General features: G+C 36.4%; 14 protein-coding genes. 5 read left to right on the top strand and 9 right to left on the bottom strand.

From position 1 onward, the window contains the following. Window positions 1-96: 96 nt before the first annotated feature. Genes ACN5L8_RS09550 through ACN5L8_RS09540 form a run of 3 tightly spaced genes read right to left on the bottom strand, consistent with a single transcriptional unit; the run spans window position 97 to window position 4469 of the window. Window positions 97-984 (bottom strand): hypothetical protein, encoded by an 888-nt coding sequence (locus tag ACN5L8_RS09550; protein WP_419168093.1) that lies wholly within the window; start codon window positions 982-984, stop codon window positions 97-99. Further along, on the bottom strand, window positions 981-1808 hold the full coding sequence (locus ACN5L8_RS09545; RefSeq protein WP_334677968.1) for a DUF455 family protein: 828 nt from the start codon (window positions 1806-1808) through the stop codon (window positions 981-983). The genes ACN5L8_RS09550 and ACN5L8_RS09545 overlap by 4 nt, the downstream gene beginning before the upstream one ends. A gap of 3 nt (window positions 1809-1811) precedes the next feature. Continuing rightward, a complete protein-coding gene (locus tag ACN5L8_RS09540) occupies window positions 1812-4469 on the bottom strand; it encodes a helicase-related protein (protein ID WP_419172902.1) in 2658 nt (885 codons plus the stop codon). A gap of 113 nt (window positions 4470-4582) precedes the next feature. On the opposite strand from ACN5L8_RS09540, the gene ACN5L8_RS09535 reads away from it, so the two are divergent. From ACN5L8_RS09535 to ACN5L8_RS09525, 3 genes are read left to right on the top strand one after another with little or no spacing between them, the layout of a single operon-like run. After that, window positions 4583-5566, top strand: coding sequence for an NAD(P)H-dependent flavin oxidoreductase (locus tag ACN5L8_RS09535; RefSeq protein ID WP_419172901.1), 984 nt, complete (start codon window positions 4583-4585; stop codon window positions 5564-5566). Between the two features lie 2 nt (window positions 5567-5568). Beyond that, entirely contained in the window at window positions 5569-6816 is a 1248-nt protein-coding gene (locus ACN5L8_RS09530; protein WP_419172900.1) for an MFS transporter, read from the top strand. Between the two features lie 22 nt (window positions 6817-6838). Further along, window positions 6839-7900, top strand: a complete 1062-nt coding sequence (locus tag ACN5L8_RS09525; RefSeq protein WP_419172899.1) for a saccharopine dehydrogenase — start codon at window positions 6839-6841, stop codon at window positions 7898-7900. Between the two features lie 234 nt (window positions 7901-8134). Here ACN5L8_RS09525 and ACN5L8_RS09520 read toward each other — a convergent pair whose 3' ends face one another. The 4 genes from ACN5L8_RS09520 to ACN5L8_RS09505 are packed head-to-tail and all read right to left on the bottom strand — an operon-like array spanning window position 8135 to window position 12521. Beyond that, window positions 8135-10168, bottom strand: a complete 2034-nt coding sequence (locus tag ACN5L8_RS09520; RefSeq protein WP_114705687.1) for a M3 family metallopeptidase — start codon at window positions 10166-10168, stop codon at window positions 8135-8137. Between the two features lie 31 nt (window positions 10169-10199). Continuing rightward, entirely contained in the window at window positions 10200-11417 is a 1218-nt protein-coding gene (locus ACN5L8_RS09515) for a hypothetical protein (protein WP_419172898.1), read from the bottom strand. Continuing rightward, complete coding sequence (locus ACN5L8_RS09510) at window positions 11417-11995, bottom strand: hypothetical protein (protein ID WP_419172897.1); 579 nt, start codon at window positions 11993-11995, stop codon at window positions 11417-11419. The genes ACN5L8_RS09515 and ACN5L8_RS09510 overlap by 1 nt, the downstream gene beginning before the upstream one ends. Next, window positions 11958-12521, bottom strand: coding sequence for a metal-dependent transcriptional regulator (locus ACN5L8_RS09505; RefSeq protein ID WP_114705690.1), 564 nt, complete (start codon window positions 12519-12521; stop codon window positions 11958-11960). The genes ACN5L8_RS09510 and ACN5L8_RS09505 overlap by 38 nt, the downstream gene beginning before the upstream one ends. 236 nt (window positions 12522-12757) lie before the next feature. Here ACN5L8_RS09505 and ACN5L8_RS09500 point away from each other — a divergent pair, with 236 nt between their 5' ends. After that, window positions 12758-14521 carry a hypothetical protein gene (locus tag ACN5L8_RS09500; protein ID WP_419168088.1) on the top strand — a complete coding sequence of 588 codons (1764 nt, stop codon included), beginning with the start codon at window positions 12758-12760 and terminating at the stop codon, window positions 14519-14521. 26 nt (window positions 14522-14547) lie between these two features. Then, on the top strand, window positions 14548-14940 hold the full coding sequence (locus ACN5L8_RS09495; RefSeq protein ID WP_419168087.1) for a thiol-disulfide oxidoreductase DCC family protein: 393 nt from the start codon (window positions 14548-14550) through the stop codon (window positions 14938-14940). A 1-nt stretch (window position 14941) separates the two neighbouring features. Here the strand turns inward: ACN5L8_RS09495 and ACN5L8_RS09490 are convergent, their stop codons facing one another. Continuing rightward, a complete protein-coding gene (locus tag ACN5L8_RS09490) occupies window positions 14942-15622 on the bottom strand; it encodes a hypothetical protein (RefSeq protein WP_162929693.1) in 681 nt (226 codons plus the stop codon). Window positions 15623-15626: 4 nt separating this feature from the next. Continuing rightward, window positions 15627-16067, bottom strand: coding sequence for a ribose 5-phosphate isomerase B (rpiB, locus tag ACN5L8_RS09485; protein ID WP_419168086.1), 441 nt, complete (start codon window positions 16065-16067; stop codon window positions 15627-15629). Between the last annotated feature and the right edge of the window lie 8 nt (window positions 16068-16075).

The raw sequence follows: 16075 nt of genomic DNA, 5'->3' as shown, positions 1-16075 counted from the left end.
AATTCTCCTAATTCTAAACTAAAGAACTCTTTCATTTTACTGTATAAATGGAAATCGATGAAGGAATATTCTCTATTTAGCGCTTTTAACCAACCCTTAAGCTCGGTTAAAGTAGCAAATATTTTTAACGAAATCAGGAGATAGAATCAAAGAGTTTGAATTCAAGGCAGTTTTATCACCAAAATATAATGTCCCATCACCTAAGACTTTGGTTACGTTCATGATGACTTCTCCCATCGTGCGACGATAATTAATCTCAACAATAGGACAAATTTTAGATTCAGAATTTTCAAGATAGATCATATTATCAAATTGAATTTTATTATTTAAAAGAGCTTCTGGAATATGCTCTTTAATATCATTGATGTATTTCTCAAGATCAAAAGAAATAGGAAGCTCATTGATTTGAATTAGACGCCCTCCTTTAAACTCTCCCTTATCACTAACGAAATTTTCTACAATAAAGTAGTCATTATTTTTAAAGTCGTAAGTAACACCAAATGTTTTTACAACTTTTACATAGCGAGATTGAACACCTGGAAACCCTAGTCTTTCGAAGTCTTTTACAGAATTTAATACCTTGTTTCCTATTCCAGAAAATGTTTGATCTGGTCGGTAAAAAGTTGGAAATGATTCTTCTAAGTCCTCTTTAGATCTTATAATCTCATCAGCTAAAGGCCTATGCCATTTCGCTAAAGCACATTTTGAATTGGTCTCTTTAACCTGTTCAAAGTTTTCTAAGTTACCCCACCAGTTAATATAATTTGTAATATTGTCGTCAATATTAGGTATCGTAAAACCAAGATCATGAAGATGACTTAAGTACTTATTTGAGTATTTATTTTGGGAACATAGAGTTACATTAGATCCATTATTTACAAGAAAGAAAATATACTCTAACTCTTTTAAGAACTTTTCATTTTTGAAGTTTTTATTATTCCGACTTAAGGCCGCATCGAAATCGAGGTTTACCCTAAATCTCACTTCCATTCCTTGCGTTTTGTAACGATGAATCCATCTTGATAATTTTTAATTTTCTCAATGAAGTCTTCATCCATGCCTGTACGAACTCTTCCTTCATGATCGAAAATCATGCCCTTGGCCCTTGCTGGTGATAGTAAGTCAGGAAGTGAAGAGACATAGAACTCCCAAAGGTCTTTTTCGTTTCTCCAGCGATTTAGCCAATGAATTCCAAATCCCACATGAGAAATCTCATCTTCATATACTACATTTAAGATTGCAGATGACTTCTTATCTCCAACCCCTGCAAATATATCACGATAGAATTTTGCAAAGTCTAAGTTTGCAGCTTCAAATGTTAATGCCATAACGGCAAAGTATTCTTCAAAGCTTGTTAACTTTTGCATCTGACGCCAAAAGAAGTCATTTACAGGAAGATCGCCAAAGTCTATTCCAAAATCATTCATTCGTTTTCGATAGAGATTGAAGTGCTTGATTTCATCATCAATTGTAGAAAGTATTCCCGTTGCAATACGCTTGTATTGAGACTTATCTTCAATTGGAATATACATTAGAGCTGCCGCCATCATCTCAATCGCCAGTAACTCATGATTAGCAAAGAAGTGAAGTGCCATGGCCTTCTTTTCATCCAAGTGAAAACTTCCTTTCTTTGGGAATTTCACTTGCTCACTGGAAAATTTAATACGGGACTCACGCTCAGGCATGAGATCTTTGATACCATCGGCCGTTTTTTGATAAGATAAATCACTTACCACACTAGTTGCAGTAAGCTTATCCTCTAGATTTGGTGATTCTAATAATAGCCTTGCGTAATCGTATATATTCATGACTCATCGTTTGGTAACTTTTCTCTTACGACTAACATTCTTACGCTTACCTTGTCCAGAATTTGGTTTGCCTTTAAAGTTTTTACCACCTGGACGACGGCCTTTTCCACCTTGGCCAGGCTTTCCGCGGCGATTTCCGCCAGGTCTACGACGAGCGGCCTTCCTCTTCTCAAAACATTCCTCACAAATTGGAAATTTTGAATCATCAGGAAGCTTGCAACCACATGAAGAACACTTAGCAACAATTTTTTGTGATAAGAGTTCATTTAGCTGATCAATAGCAAGTTGCTTATTATTTAAAAGCTCAACTTCTGAATAAACGAAGTTCTTATTATTAAAGTGTCTTGATAGCCATTGATAAAGCTCGACACATTTAATGGAAGTTTCAAGATAATCAATATCCCCAGAGTCATGCTCAATTGGCTCGGCCGGAATCCCTTCCATATTTACATACTTATGAAGGATCCAATTATAATGTTGAACATGGTCACTTAAGCCTAAATTTACTGGAGCACATGCAAACCCGAAGATCTCTGCATCAGTAAGTGTTCCATTAGAGTCAGCATCCTCAACCATCTCGGCCAGCTCGATCATCTCTTTCATATCAACGCACTCAAAAGGCTTTTGGAATGTCATTGTGTTAAAGAGCCTTAAGAACTCAGAGAGCTTTAATTTTGGAAGATTATTATCTATTAAAGCACGGTTGACTTGGTTGAAAATATCTAAGTCAGGACCAACCATACATTTTTCACTCTGCTCCAGTACTGCACTCATGGCCTCTTTAATACTTTCGATTCCATCTTCAACTTTACGAAGACAAGTAACAGCACCTTTTGGAAAACGTTGGTAACGTCCTGCTCGACCACCAATCTGCTTAATCTCACTTACTGAGATATCGTGTTGTTGGCCATCATAGAATTTTGATAGAGTCGTAAAAACAACTCTCTTAATTGGAAGGTTCATCCCCATGGCAATTGCATCAGTGGATACAATGACATCAGTTTCACCTTGATCAAATTTTCTCGCTTGCTCACGACGAACCTCCGGCGAGAGTCGACCGTATACAATCGAAACTTTATATCCGAGACGCTCTAGGTCTCTCTTGTGTCTTAGTGCATTCTTTCTAGAAAATACAATAAGTGCATCATTCTTTTGCATATCTGCAAGAACGATTGGATGAGGTTCAACATAGAGCTCAGTCATTCTTGTATATTCATTTATGATAAGTTCATCACCACATAGATCGACAATATTTCTTACCATCTCAAGAGCTGAAGCATCACCACATAGGTGAACTTCATCTGCCATGATATTTACTAAGGCCCTTGTCCATGCCCAACCACGAGATGGATCTGCAATCATTTGGATTTCATCAATTACACAACAGTCAAAGACTTCTTGGAGCCTGGCCATTTCAATCGTTGATGAATAGTGAGTCGAACCTTCTCTTTCAATAACTTCTTCACCAGTTAAAAGAGTTGTAACTGCACCTTTAGAGTTTAAAGTATCGTAGAGTTCAGCTGCAAGAAGTCTTAGTGGTGCAAGATAGCAACCTTTAGGAACACTCGAGAGCTTCTCGATAGCATGATATGTTTTACCAGAGTTTGTAGGTCCCATGTGATAGACAATCTTTCTCTTCATTTGTCTAGCAGCTGAGTGAGTCCAAAACTCTCCTAGGTATTCTTGAAGGATAGTTGAAGATACATCCTTCTTTTTGAGAATAATAATTGATTTAACAAACTTCTTAAATTCACGAATTAGATAGCGCTCATTACGCCAATAATTTGTTGAAAGTGATGAGTAGAATTTATGATACTCATCTTCTGTGATCAGATCTGTACTTAATTCATTTTCTTCAAGATACTGATCAAAGAGCATATGCACATTACGTTTATGTAATTTTGCTAATTCTGATGGGTATGAAAATTCAGAACGGTAATATTGTTTGACCTGATTCTCTAGACGATTAAGAGATGATCTCTTAATTGTATTTCTTAATTTATAAAAACTCTTATCAAGTCTTTTTTGTAGATCAAAGACGATATCTGAAACAGTATTGAGTCCGCTATCAATTTCTTCTTTGATAGTTTCTTTCTTAGAGTCAATTAACTCAACACAACTTTCGTAAACAGAGTCTCTTAATAAAGCTCTGAAGTCATTTACACATTTAATACACTGACATTTTAACTCACCAATTTTATGTTTAGTTAAGTCAACATCTTCTGCTCGAATAAATTTTTGTGTTTCATTGTGCTTATCAACAATTTTCTGCGACCACATCTTGAATGTCTTCTCATGTAGAGAAAGAACATTTTGAGAAAGACCACCATCTTGTCCAAAAAAGACAGCTTCTTTTTCTGGGATAAGGCAATCATCAATAAAGATTAGATCGAGAATATTTTCTTGCTTTATCAACAAGTTGAAATTAGTGAACTCATTGTTAAAGAAGTAAACCAATGATGGATATTCATCAAAAACTTTCCATAACGGAGTCAAAAGACTTTCTAGAAAATCGAGGACGATATGAGCATCTTCGCTCGTTCTAACATAACTATCATCTTCGGCGAAATTATTGACTTTGATAATATTTTTACGTTCTATTTCAATGTTTTCTCTAATGTCAGAGAAGTCAGGTAGCTTATTTATTTCTTGCGAGCTCATGCTTTAAAGATACGTTGCGGGAAGAAATTGTGCAAGTAATCTTAGGTGTTAAATACAAAAAAATACATTATAATCAAAAGGTCATTTGAAAATTAAAATAAATAGGATTCGTTATGAAAACATGGCTCACAGAAACATTTAATATTAAATATCCAATTATCATGGCCCCGATGTTCCTCGTATCAAGTATAGATATGCTAGTTGAAGCTTCAAAGGCAGGTATTATGGGTTGTATCCCAGCGCTAAACTGGAGAACATCAGAGGAATTTGAAGAAGGTCTAAAAGAGCTAAAAGAAAGATGTGAAGGTCCATTTGGAATTAATATCATTGTAAATCAGTCAAACATCCACATGCACAAGCAAATTGATCTATGTGCAAAATATGCACCTGATTTTATCATCACTTCACTTGGAAACCCAAAGGAAGTAATTGAGAAATGTCATCCTCAAGGTACAAAAGTTATCTGTGATGTTGTTGACCTAAAATATGCAAAGAAAGTTCAAGATCAAGGAGCCGATGCAGTAATCGCTGTAAACTCTGGAGCAGGAGGTCACGCTGGACCAACTCCAGCAAGTATTCTTGTTCCATTACTTAAGAGAAATCTTGATATTCCAGTTATTTCAGCAGGTGGTATCGCAACAGGTTCTGGTTTATTTAGTATCATGGCCCTTGGCTGTGAAGGTGTTTCAATTGGTTCACCATTTATCGCGACAAAAGAGTCAATTGTTTCAGATGCATATAAAGAAGCTGTGGTAAATTACGGCGCCAAGGATATCGTCATGTCTAATAAGATCTCAGGGACTCCTTGTACGGTTATCAACACTCCTTATGTACAAAAAATAGGAACAGAACAAAATATCGTTGAAAAGGCCATGAGTAAGAATAAGAAGCTAAAAAAATATGCAAAGATGCTCACTGGTTATAAGGGAATGAAAGCAGTTGAGAAAGCTGCCTTTGGAGCAACATATAAAACTGTTTGGGTTGCTGGCCCTTCAATCGAATTCATTGAAAAAATTGAAACTGTTCAAGAAATTGTTAAACGTCTGATAACTGAATATGAAACAGCAGTTGAAGAGTTCTTAGCAAAAAGATCGTAATTATGTTTAAGCTTCCTAAGGTTTTACGTTATCAAAATTTTAGAAAGCTCTATATTGCAGGCTTAACGTCTGAGCTTGGGTCTTTTGTTTCAGAGACGGCCCTCATGCTCTTAGTCTTTGAACTATCAAGTAATAATAAGGCCTATCTCGGTGCTGCTCGAGCAGTATTTCTCTTATTCCTCACTATCGGTAATCTCATCGGTGGTGTTATTGGAGAGAAGTATAATCGCAAGAAGGTATTACTTTTTACCAATTATATTAGAATTCCGATTATCTTCACTATTCTCTTTGTGGAAAGTCCTGAAGTTGTCATTTTATGTGATGGGCTCATTGCTCTTTTCACAGGAATGTATAATCCAACACGCCAGGCAATGGTAAATGATATAGTTCCTCAAAAGGATATGAATAAGGCAAACGCATTATTTGGTTCGGCCTTTGCAGTACTTCATATGATTGGACCATTTCTAGGTGCCACAATGTTTACCGCCTTTGGTGGTATTAAAGAAGTCGTTGCCTTAGATTTTCTAACATATATCGTGGGTATCTTCTTTATTATGTCACTAACCTATAATCCTCCTAAGCATGAAGAAGATAGTGAGAAGTTCATCTCCGAAATAAAGAATGGAATTAAATACGCCAAGACTCAAAAGCCTTTATCGGCGATTCTATCCAACGTTGTCATCGAGGGGCTCGTTCTTGGGTTTATGTTTCCATTAATACTTCCTTATATGACTGAAGTTCTAGGTGCTACAAAACAAGACTACGGTATTGGATTAGCGCTATTTGGACTTGGCGGGCTTTTTGGTGGCTGGGCAAGCTCCACTATTCTTAAAGATCATTCTGTTGGTAAAATTATAATAACAGCGCTTTATATTGAACCAATACTAATGGCAGTTTGGCTACTGTCAGCTTCCTACTTTGCAACTTTGATTATCTTCTTTATATGGGGACTTGTTGTCTTTATACGAATAACAAATCAACTAAATTATGTCTCAAATAAAGTAGAAACTAAGTACCTAGCACGTAGTTTTGCCTTGCTCGACTTAGGCTTCGTCGTTCCAAATATACTTGGTGGGATCATTCTTACGTTTATTGGAAATAGTTTTAAAACAGAAGAAATACTCTATATCGTATGTATCGCATTTTGCATCTTGATTTTTCCAAGGATGCTATTTTCCGATATGAAAGCATTATTTAATATTAATAACGAAACTGTCGAAAGGGATACATCAATCCAAGACAGTATATAAAACGTTATTAGAAGGTATCAATATGACAACAATTTGGTTAAGAGATGAAGATAAAGAGTTTGAAAAAAGAACTCCTCTAACACCAGAAAATGCAAAGAAGCTTTTGGACGCAGGTTACAAAGTTATTGTAGAAAAATCTAATGACCGTATCTTTCCTATCCAAGAGTATGAGAAATTAGGTTGTGAAATCAAAGAAAGTCATGCCTGGATTGAAGAAGCTCCAGTCTCGGATGATGTCTTTATTTTAGGACTAAAAGAATTAAAAGAAACCGACACATTTCCACTTAAACATAATCACATTTACTTTGCCCATATCTATAAAGGACAAAATGGAGCCGAAAAGGTTTTCCATCGCTATAGTGAAGGTCAAGGAACACTCTTTGATCTTGAGTTCTTGTTAAATGAAGATAAACGCAGAGTAGCAGCATTTGGTTACTGGGCAGGATATGTTGGGGCGGCCTTGAGTGTAGAGAACTACTTCTCAGACTCTCCAGCTCCTCTGCGACATTACTCTTCAAAAGATGAATGGCTAAAAATTATAAATGAAAAGAGACAAGGAAAAAGAAACCCTTGTACCTTTATCATTGGCGCTTTAGGGCGTTGCGGAAGTGGTGCTAGAGAGCTACTTGATGATCTTGAACTTGAATCAGTTAATTGGGATGTGGATGAAACAAAGAAAGGTGGCCCTTTTGAAGAAATCATTAATGCCGACATCTTTATCAATACAGTTCTTATGACGACTAAGATTCCACCATTTCTTGATAAATCACTTATGGAGAGAAATCAGAAGCTCTCTTATATCTGTGATGTGAGTTGTGATCCAAATAGTGACTTAAACCCTATTCCTATTTATAACGTGCATACAACATGGGATAAACCTCTTCATAAAGTTGAAAGTTCTATCGATCATGAATGCAATATTATCGCCATTGATAATCTTCCTTCAGCACTACCAAAGGAAAGTTCGATTGATTATTCGAATCAGTTGATTCCTCACCTTTTAGAGCTTAAGAATGCGAAGGATTACTTTACGTGGTCGCATGCTAAAGAGATTTTTGAGACGAAAAAATCTGCTAATAAGTAAGCTCTATTGCTAACTTTAGCAAAGCTAAAGTGTCGCTTCTTCTTTGCGATGGCTTTCCCATTGCTCCTGAGACAACGAAGCCGGGCTTGAACCCGGCTTGTTGAAATAATTTTTTAGCTAAAGACTGGGGAGCTAGCGCCGCAAACAATAGACTGGCCTTTATGGTCACGATGACCGGTATGTCAGCGAGAGGCAGGAGCCGAAGCTGACGAGGGCGGCCAATTCTGCGGGGCGCTAAATTAGACCACCACGTCTAAGTAGTGCATCAACCTCAGGTTCACGGCCACGGAATCTCTTATAAAGATCCATTGGGTGTTCTGAGCCACCTTTTTCAAGGATATTCTCTCTAAAACGATCAGCAATTGTCGTATTAAAGATCCCTTCTTCTAGGAAAAGTTCAAATGCATCAGCATCAAGAACTTCTGCCCACTTATATGAGTAGTATCCAGCAGAATATCCACCAGCAAAGATATGTCCAAATGCTGTAGAAGTCATTGTTCCTGGAATCTTTGGAAGAAGTTGAACATCCTTAGTTGCTAGAGTTTCAAATTCTTCTACATTTGTAATATTTGAAGGATCACCTGAATGCCATGCCATATCAAGAAGCCCAAGGCTTAGTTGGCGAATCGTGTGACGTCCTTCACCAAAGTTTGAACTATCTTTTAGCTTTTGAACTAATTCTTCTGGGATTAGCTCTCCTGTTTCATAGTGCTTAGCAAATAGATCAAGACATTCTTTTTCAAATGCCCAGTTTTCCATTATTTGAGAAGGAAGTTCAACGAAGTCCCAGAATACATTTGGACCAGAAAGCATACGGTACTGACATTTTGTTAGAATACCATGAAGTGCGTGTCCAAATTCGTGGAATAGAGTCGTCACTTCATTAAAAGTTAGAAGTGAAGGCTTTGTTGTCGTTGGCTTTGTAAAGTTACAAACGTTAGCAATATGTGGACGGATATCCTCACCATTTTGAACATATTGTTCTCTAAATGCAGTCATCCATGCTCCACCACGCTTTGAAGAACGTGGGAAGTAGTCACCGTAGAATAATGAAATAAAGTTACCATCGCGATCTGTAATTTCATAAGTCATTACATCATCGTGATACTTTGGAACATTACTAACTTCTTTAAAGTTTAGTCCGTATAATTTTGTTGCAACTTCAAATACTCCATTAAGAACATTTTCTAATTTGAAGTATGGCTTAAGCATTTCATCATCAATGCTATACTTTTCTTTCTTTAACTTCTCATAGTAGTACATATAGTCCCATGATGCGAAGTCTTCGATACCATCTTTTTCTTTTGCATATGCTTTTACTTCATCCATATGCTCAAGTGCAGCTGGCATGGCTTTGTCTTTTAATTGGTTTAAAAGATCAAAAACATTCTTTGCACTCATTGCCATGCGCTCTTCTAAAATATAGTCCGCGTGGCTCTTATAACCAAGAATCCCAGCTCTTTCATGTCTAAGCATAGCGATTCTCTTAACGATTTCTTGGTTATCAAGTTCATCACCCTTAGCACACTTTGTCCCAGAAGCGATTGTCATCTGCTTTCTTAGCTCACGATTTTGGGCATAAGTAATGAATGGCCCAAAGCTTGGATAATCAAGAGTGAAAACCCACTTACCATCATGACCTTTTTCAGTAGCTGTCATTGCAGCAGCTTCAATAAGTCCTTCAGGAAGTCCAGCAAGGTCTTCTTGATTATCAATCACCATTTCAAAACGATTCGTTTCTTTTAAAAGATGATCAGAGAATTCAAGACCTAACTTAGAAAGTTCTTCATCAATCTTTCTTACTTTATTCTTATCGTCTTCATTTAAAAGAGCACCGTTTCTTACAAAGCCTTTGTAGATTTTGTTTAGAAGTGTTGTTTGCTCAGCATTTAAATCTTCATTCTCTTTGTTATCAAAAACAACTTTAACCTTTGCAAATAAGTCAGCATCGAGATTAACGTCGTTTCCATGTGCAGTTAAAAGTGGAGAGAACTCTTTTGCAATCTCATTCATCTCATCATTTGTATTTGCAGACTTTAGGTTAAAGAAGATCATTGAAATATCTTCAATTGCACTTCCAGAAGTTGCATATGGCTCAATAATATTGGCAAATGTTAGCTCTCCATCAAAGTTTTTGATGGCCTCGATTTCTTCTTTGTGCATCTTAATGGCCTCTTTAATGGCCGGCATATAGTGCTCATTTTTGATCTTATCAAATGGTCTTGCGCCATATGGATTCGTAAATTTCTCTAATAATGGATTAGACATATAGACTCCTAAATATAGTTTATGAATATTTTTACGCTGAACGAAATTTATAGGCCATAAATGAGGCCAGAGATATCCAGAGTAACACTGATATTAGTAGCATATTCTGAGTGAAAGCTAAACTTGTAAAGACTAATAATAATGCTGAAATCCCCATTTTTGACGCACGGTACACAATCATATCAACAATATATTTGGCCCCATACTTTTGTTTCTGCGTTAAAGGGAAATAGAGCATCTCTTTTGCTGCAGAGAATATAGAATAGTCGAGCCCTTTAAAACCAACAAAGAGGATTGCCGTTCCTAAAAGACCTAAGAATTGACCGCGATCCAGTATAATTAAGACAAGGAAAACTACTGGAACCAAAATATGTACCATTGGAATTTTTAAATACTTAAAGGCAATTGGAATAACTAAGAGTTGAACAACAAGAGAGAGGATATTAATGGAAGAATATATATTTCCAAGATATGCACCTTTTGCATCAGCACTATCAAAAACCTCTAGGCCGAGATTAAACTTAAAGTTAGCAAGATTAATAACGAATTGAGATAAAATAATTAATCCACAAATCGAAAAGACGTAAGCCTTCTTTCCTTCTAGAGAAGTTATTGGAGATTTATCTTTTGCTTCAAGAAACTGCTTTTGAGTAAAACTAAAAATTAAAATCACAAGTGCCAAAACAAATAGACCTGCACTTGCCGCATAAAAAACACCGACGTTCTTCATAAGAGTTGTGGTTAATAGACCACCAAAGACACCGCCAATAGAACCTAAAGCGCCAAGAGGGCCATAGACAAGTTTTGCTGTTTTAATATTGATTACAGAGTTTAAATAACCCAATGACAAATGAACAACGAGAATAATATAAACTTCTTTCCATACTGCAAAGACACCACTACCAAATGCTACTCCATTAAATGAGGCAATAAGGGCCCCGCCCATTAAGGCAATCGACGTTGCAACAATTGTATTAAAGATTGCACCAATTGAATAAAGAGTCTGTAAGATATTGATGATGCTAACACTAATTCCTAAGAACATTACAGAGCTTAACCAGATCCATGGAGTGCTTTTTGCACCATAGCTATCAATAAATAATGCCGTAGCACTTGAGCGAATCATAGGATAGGAGAAGAAAGCTAAAAATAGAGTTAGTGTTACGACAAAAATATTTTTTCGTTCAGAAACACTTAATGAAAGAAATCCGTGATGAATTTCTTTAACAGCAGTAATAAGACTTTTCATTATTCAATCACCATTAAAGAGAACTTCTTCCCCTCTAAAGACGAAAGAGTCGAAAGATCAAACCACTTACCTGTCTCTAATTTAATATTTAAAAGGTCCTTACGAGTGTTTTTACTAATGAGATCTAATGAATATGATCCTGCTTTTTTATGACAGATCATAGACAGCTGAGTACCACTTAGATCTAAATCAAATTCATCTCCATTCATTGAGATTAATTCTGAAATAGATTCAGAAACTTTATCTTCGATAGTTGTTTCTTCTTTTAATTTAAACTTACAAAATTCAGAATTAAAAATAGGTATCGTATTAACTTCAATATCAGAGCGAAAATGAGATTTTATAATTTTAGAAATAAAGATTTGACGAGTGGGTTTAACTTTTACATCTAAACAATGAGAGCTTGGAAGAATCTTTATGGACTCACCCTCAATTAGATATTCTTTAATTTTTAAACGAGTTGCGTGTATAGAAGGACCTTTCTTAAAACAAAACTCCATTGCATTAACTGATAATGCAATGAAAGCTATTGTAAATATTTTAAGAATCTTGGTCGTCCTCTTGTAAGTAAGTATCACCCTTCTGCCCTTCCATGAACTCTTCAGCAGACTTAAAGTCACAAAGACTTAAAGTTGTTTTAAAATTAAAACCTTTAGGTAGTTTACCATCTTTTGCTAAATCGTCACATGAGCAAGAAAGTGTCTTCATGAAATCGAAGAATTTCGTACTAGTTTCCTCGCTTAAAAGGTGCTCAATCATACATGAATCTTTTTCAGCAATATCTTCAGAAACACCTACAAAATCTTTTAGGAAATAGTAAAGAAGAGTTCTTGATGTAAGAGTGCGATGAACTTCATCATGACCCTTATCTGTCAGAAGAAGAAACTTTGTATCGTCTTCTTCTTTAACAAGTTCTCTTTTCTTAAGATTATTTAAAGCTGTTGATACAGAACCTTTTGTCAGTCCTAAATCTTTAGCGATATCAGTTACACGAGCATAACCTTTTTCTTCCTTCAATTTATGGATGGCCAACAGGTAGTGGACCATTGAATGTGACAGTTCTGCTTCACGTGGTTTTTTATCTTTCGTATCTAAATTGGCCATGATATTTCTCACAAATTAGGTTATAGCTATAATCTAGCAATTTCAGGTATTTTTGGCAAATACCACAGCGCAATGTGCCCAAATTTTGGTGCATTGAAATTCCCCTTTATTTAGAGCAACAATCCCCATAACTCACTGTAATTACATCAATATACTGACGGCACATATTACAGTCCTCCCTTGCAATGCCTCAGCGTGTTAAAATTAAAAGGAATCTAAATTATTGAGGGAAATCAATGTTAAGGATAAATAAACTCATCATTTTAGCTATTTGGGCCACTATGAATATAGATGCCTTGGCCCAGTCAGCAGGATATACAGCTCCGACTCAAGAAGATGTGAGAACGGGAAATCTTACAGATCAAGATAAGATGAAGATGGAAAACTTCACTCATGCTGGTTATCAGAAGCGCGAGGCGGAGGAAGCGTGGGCAGAAGAATGTGGTACCGATGCCTATTGTGACAATATTAAAAATGGTGGAGATGCCACTGAAGGTGAGAAATTCTTAGGGATGTCCCCACAACTATTTAAGGCCGTTGCTCAAGCCTACTCAATGATTATGCCGGCAATTTCACAAGCTGGTGGTGGCGGAACCTTTGGAAAAATTGATCGCACTACAAAGAAGGATGTTACAAGAACATGGTCTGAACGTGGTGTAACAAAGAAAGATGGTTCATTCCAAGTTACAGATGAAGATAAATTTAAGGAATGGAATAACTCAAATGAAAATCCTGTAGATAAAGATGCCGCTACAAAGCAAGCCAATACTGAAGAGTCCAAGGCCAAAGAGGAAGAAGGTGCTGATTATTGTCAGTATATCCCAATGGGAACAGAAATTATCGCGCGCGCAACTCAAAAGCGAAGCGATGAATTTGCACTAGCATCTCAGCCAGATATTGAAAATGCACAAAGTGCGGCACTTTTTAAACAAGCGCGATCACACCGTGACCGCCAAAAGTCAGTAGATATTCAAAGAAAAGGTTGGGGAGCAACAACAGTTTGCTACACGGCCTCTATTGCAATGATGGGCGGCTCATTTACAAGCCCTACTAACGTTTTAAAACTTGCAGCTTCTGCATTAATGACAAAATATTACATGTGGGAATATGATATGCATGGAGACGCTGCCGATAAACTAAATTCAGTCGCTAAAAAATTAAGTGGAAAAGGAAAATGTAATCCTGTTTCAGATAGAGACTGTTACTGTAGTCAGCCAGAAACACAAAATGATGTAACTTACTGTTACCCACAAATCGCTCAACGTAAGGCCCAAAATGGAAACTACCAAGTATCTTGTGTTGATAATAATGTGAAAGAAGATGTTGGTTGTAGTTGTCGCCAAACTAATACATGTCTTGATACGAGAATCTCAGCAAAGATCAATGATATGTACATTCCAGGGGGACTTGGATCAAGCCTTGATAACTTCTATAAAATGACAAATGGAGTTTCAAAACCTGAAGGAGCCTCTGACTCGTACCGCGCAACTGCAGGTAAGATCTTTGCAATGGCCAATGATAAAGTAAGAGATGCACTTGATAAGGTTGAACTTCCAAGTTCATATGAAAAGAAGAATGAAGAAGTTGCCAATGCCCTAAGAGACTTTGGACTAAATGGTACGGTTGCAAATGCAATGTCAGCTGCACCAGAGACGAAAGAAAGCAAGAAAGCAGAACAAACACTTAGAAAGCGTTATGGAAGCGGCCTTAAGTATAAAGGAAAGTATGCTAGTTATAAGAAAAAAGATAACGGACTTTATTTTAAAGGTGGAAATGGGCTTAACAAGAAAAAGAAATCAGATAAAAAGGTTGTAAACCCTTATGCTCACCTTCTAAAGAAAAAAAAGAAGAAAAACGCAAGAGCAACTGCTGATATTTTAGACTATTCAATAAAGGCACAAAAAAACGCTGGTATCACAAAAGATAAATCGAGAAATATCTTTGAGATTATTTCAAGACGATATCGATATTCAGCAACAAAGAAATTAGGAATTCAATAAAGAAATATTTAATTAAAGGAATTTTCATGGAAGAAAATTACAAGTTACCAATTCTCATTTTTGATGATGAATGCCCTCTTTGCATTCGCTTTAAAGACTCTCTAGCAAGGCTAGAAGGTGCTAAGAAGATCTCTTTTATCCCTGTAAATGATAAAAAAGTGTATGAACAATTCAAAGAACTTGGACTAAATGAAGAGGACTGCCAAAATGTTGTTCACTACATCACTTCAGATAAAAAGGTTCTAAAAGGTGAAGATGTAATTGCTCACCTAGTGAAACTCTATCCTCTTGTACACAAGTTTAGCTGGCTAATAGAAAGTGACATGGGAAAGAAAGCAACAGACTACTTTCACAAAACAACTAATGCCTATCGCAAAATGATAAAGAGAAAATGTCCTAATTGTATGAAGCACGCTTAATCTAGCGAACAAGACTTTTACGAGAAAACATTCCACGATTATACGGCTCTAAAGTTAGGGCCGTTAATACCCAAGTTAAACAAAACTCTGCAAATTGAACCTTATTATCACTTGGTATAAACAGAGTAATAATGAGAAGGATTAAGAAGATTATGATATGAGTTGCCTTTGGCACAGGAAGTGCAAAAGCGTCGATTACGTTCTTAAACTTATCAACCTTTAAATAAAAAACTGGAACAGCAAATAAATAGAAGAAAAGAACTCCTCTAAGAAAGAGGTTCCAAGACTCATGACTAACACCACGGGCAATTAACCAATTTTGAAAGTTCGTTTCTAATAAAACACTATTAGCATCTCTAAACATCTCAGGTGAGTGCCAACCAAATAAACGTTGTCCCCAACTAACCTCTTCTAATGCACAGATTACATAGAAGATCCCCAAAACAATGAGCATCGTAAGAAACTTTTTATCTCGGAAATTTGTAAGAACTTTACGGCGATAGAAGTAACCGAATGAGATTAGACAAAGGCCTGCAAAGGTAAACCACTCAAGTAGCCCATTATGTGTACTAAGCACATTATCGAAATAAGCTAAATCTGTTCTTGAAATATAGAGACTATAAATTCCAATTACAAAAATAACGAAAAACGAGATATATTCTGTCCATTTAATTTTAAACATATCTTTAATTTTCACCGAGGTCTGAAAACATGTCAATGCGGGTTTTATGCCTGCCACCTTCAAACTCAGTGGCCAGCCAAATCTTAGTCATGGCAATAATCTCTTCACTATTTGAAATACGCCCACCAAAGCAGATAACATTAGAGTTATTATGCTCGCGAGACAATCTTGCATCATCCTCAGTATGGCATAGAGCTGCTCGAATTCCCTTGAACTTATTAGCAACCATACTCACACCAATCCCCGATCCGCACAGAAGAACTCCACGCCCTTCTTTTTGAACGGCTTTAGCAAGTGCAATAGCATATTCAGGATAGTGACAAGATTCAGTAGAATAAGTACCAAGATCCTCAACATCATAGCCTTCACTTATTAAGAATTTCTTAACAGATTCTTTCTGCTCAAATGCACCGTGATCTGTTGCTAGGAATATTTTCTTACTCATGACTTTAC

Source organism: Halobacteriovorax sp., from assembly GCF_048381875.1.
Classification (GTDB): domain Bacteria; phylum Bdellovibrionota; class Bacteriovoracia; order Bacteriovoracales; family Bacteriovoracaceae; genus Halobacteriovorax_A; species Halobacteriovorax_A vibrionivorans.
This window is presented reverse-complemented; position numbering and strand designations above follow the sequence as displayed.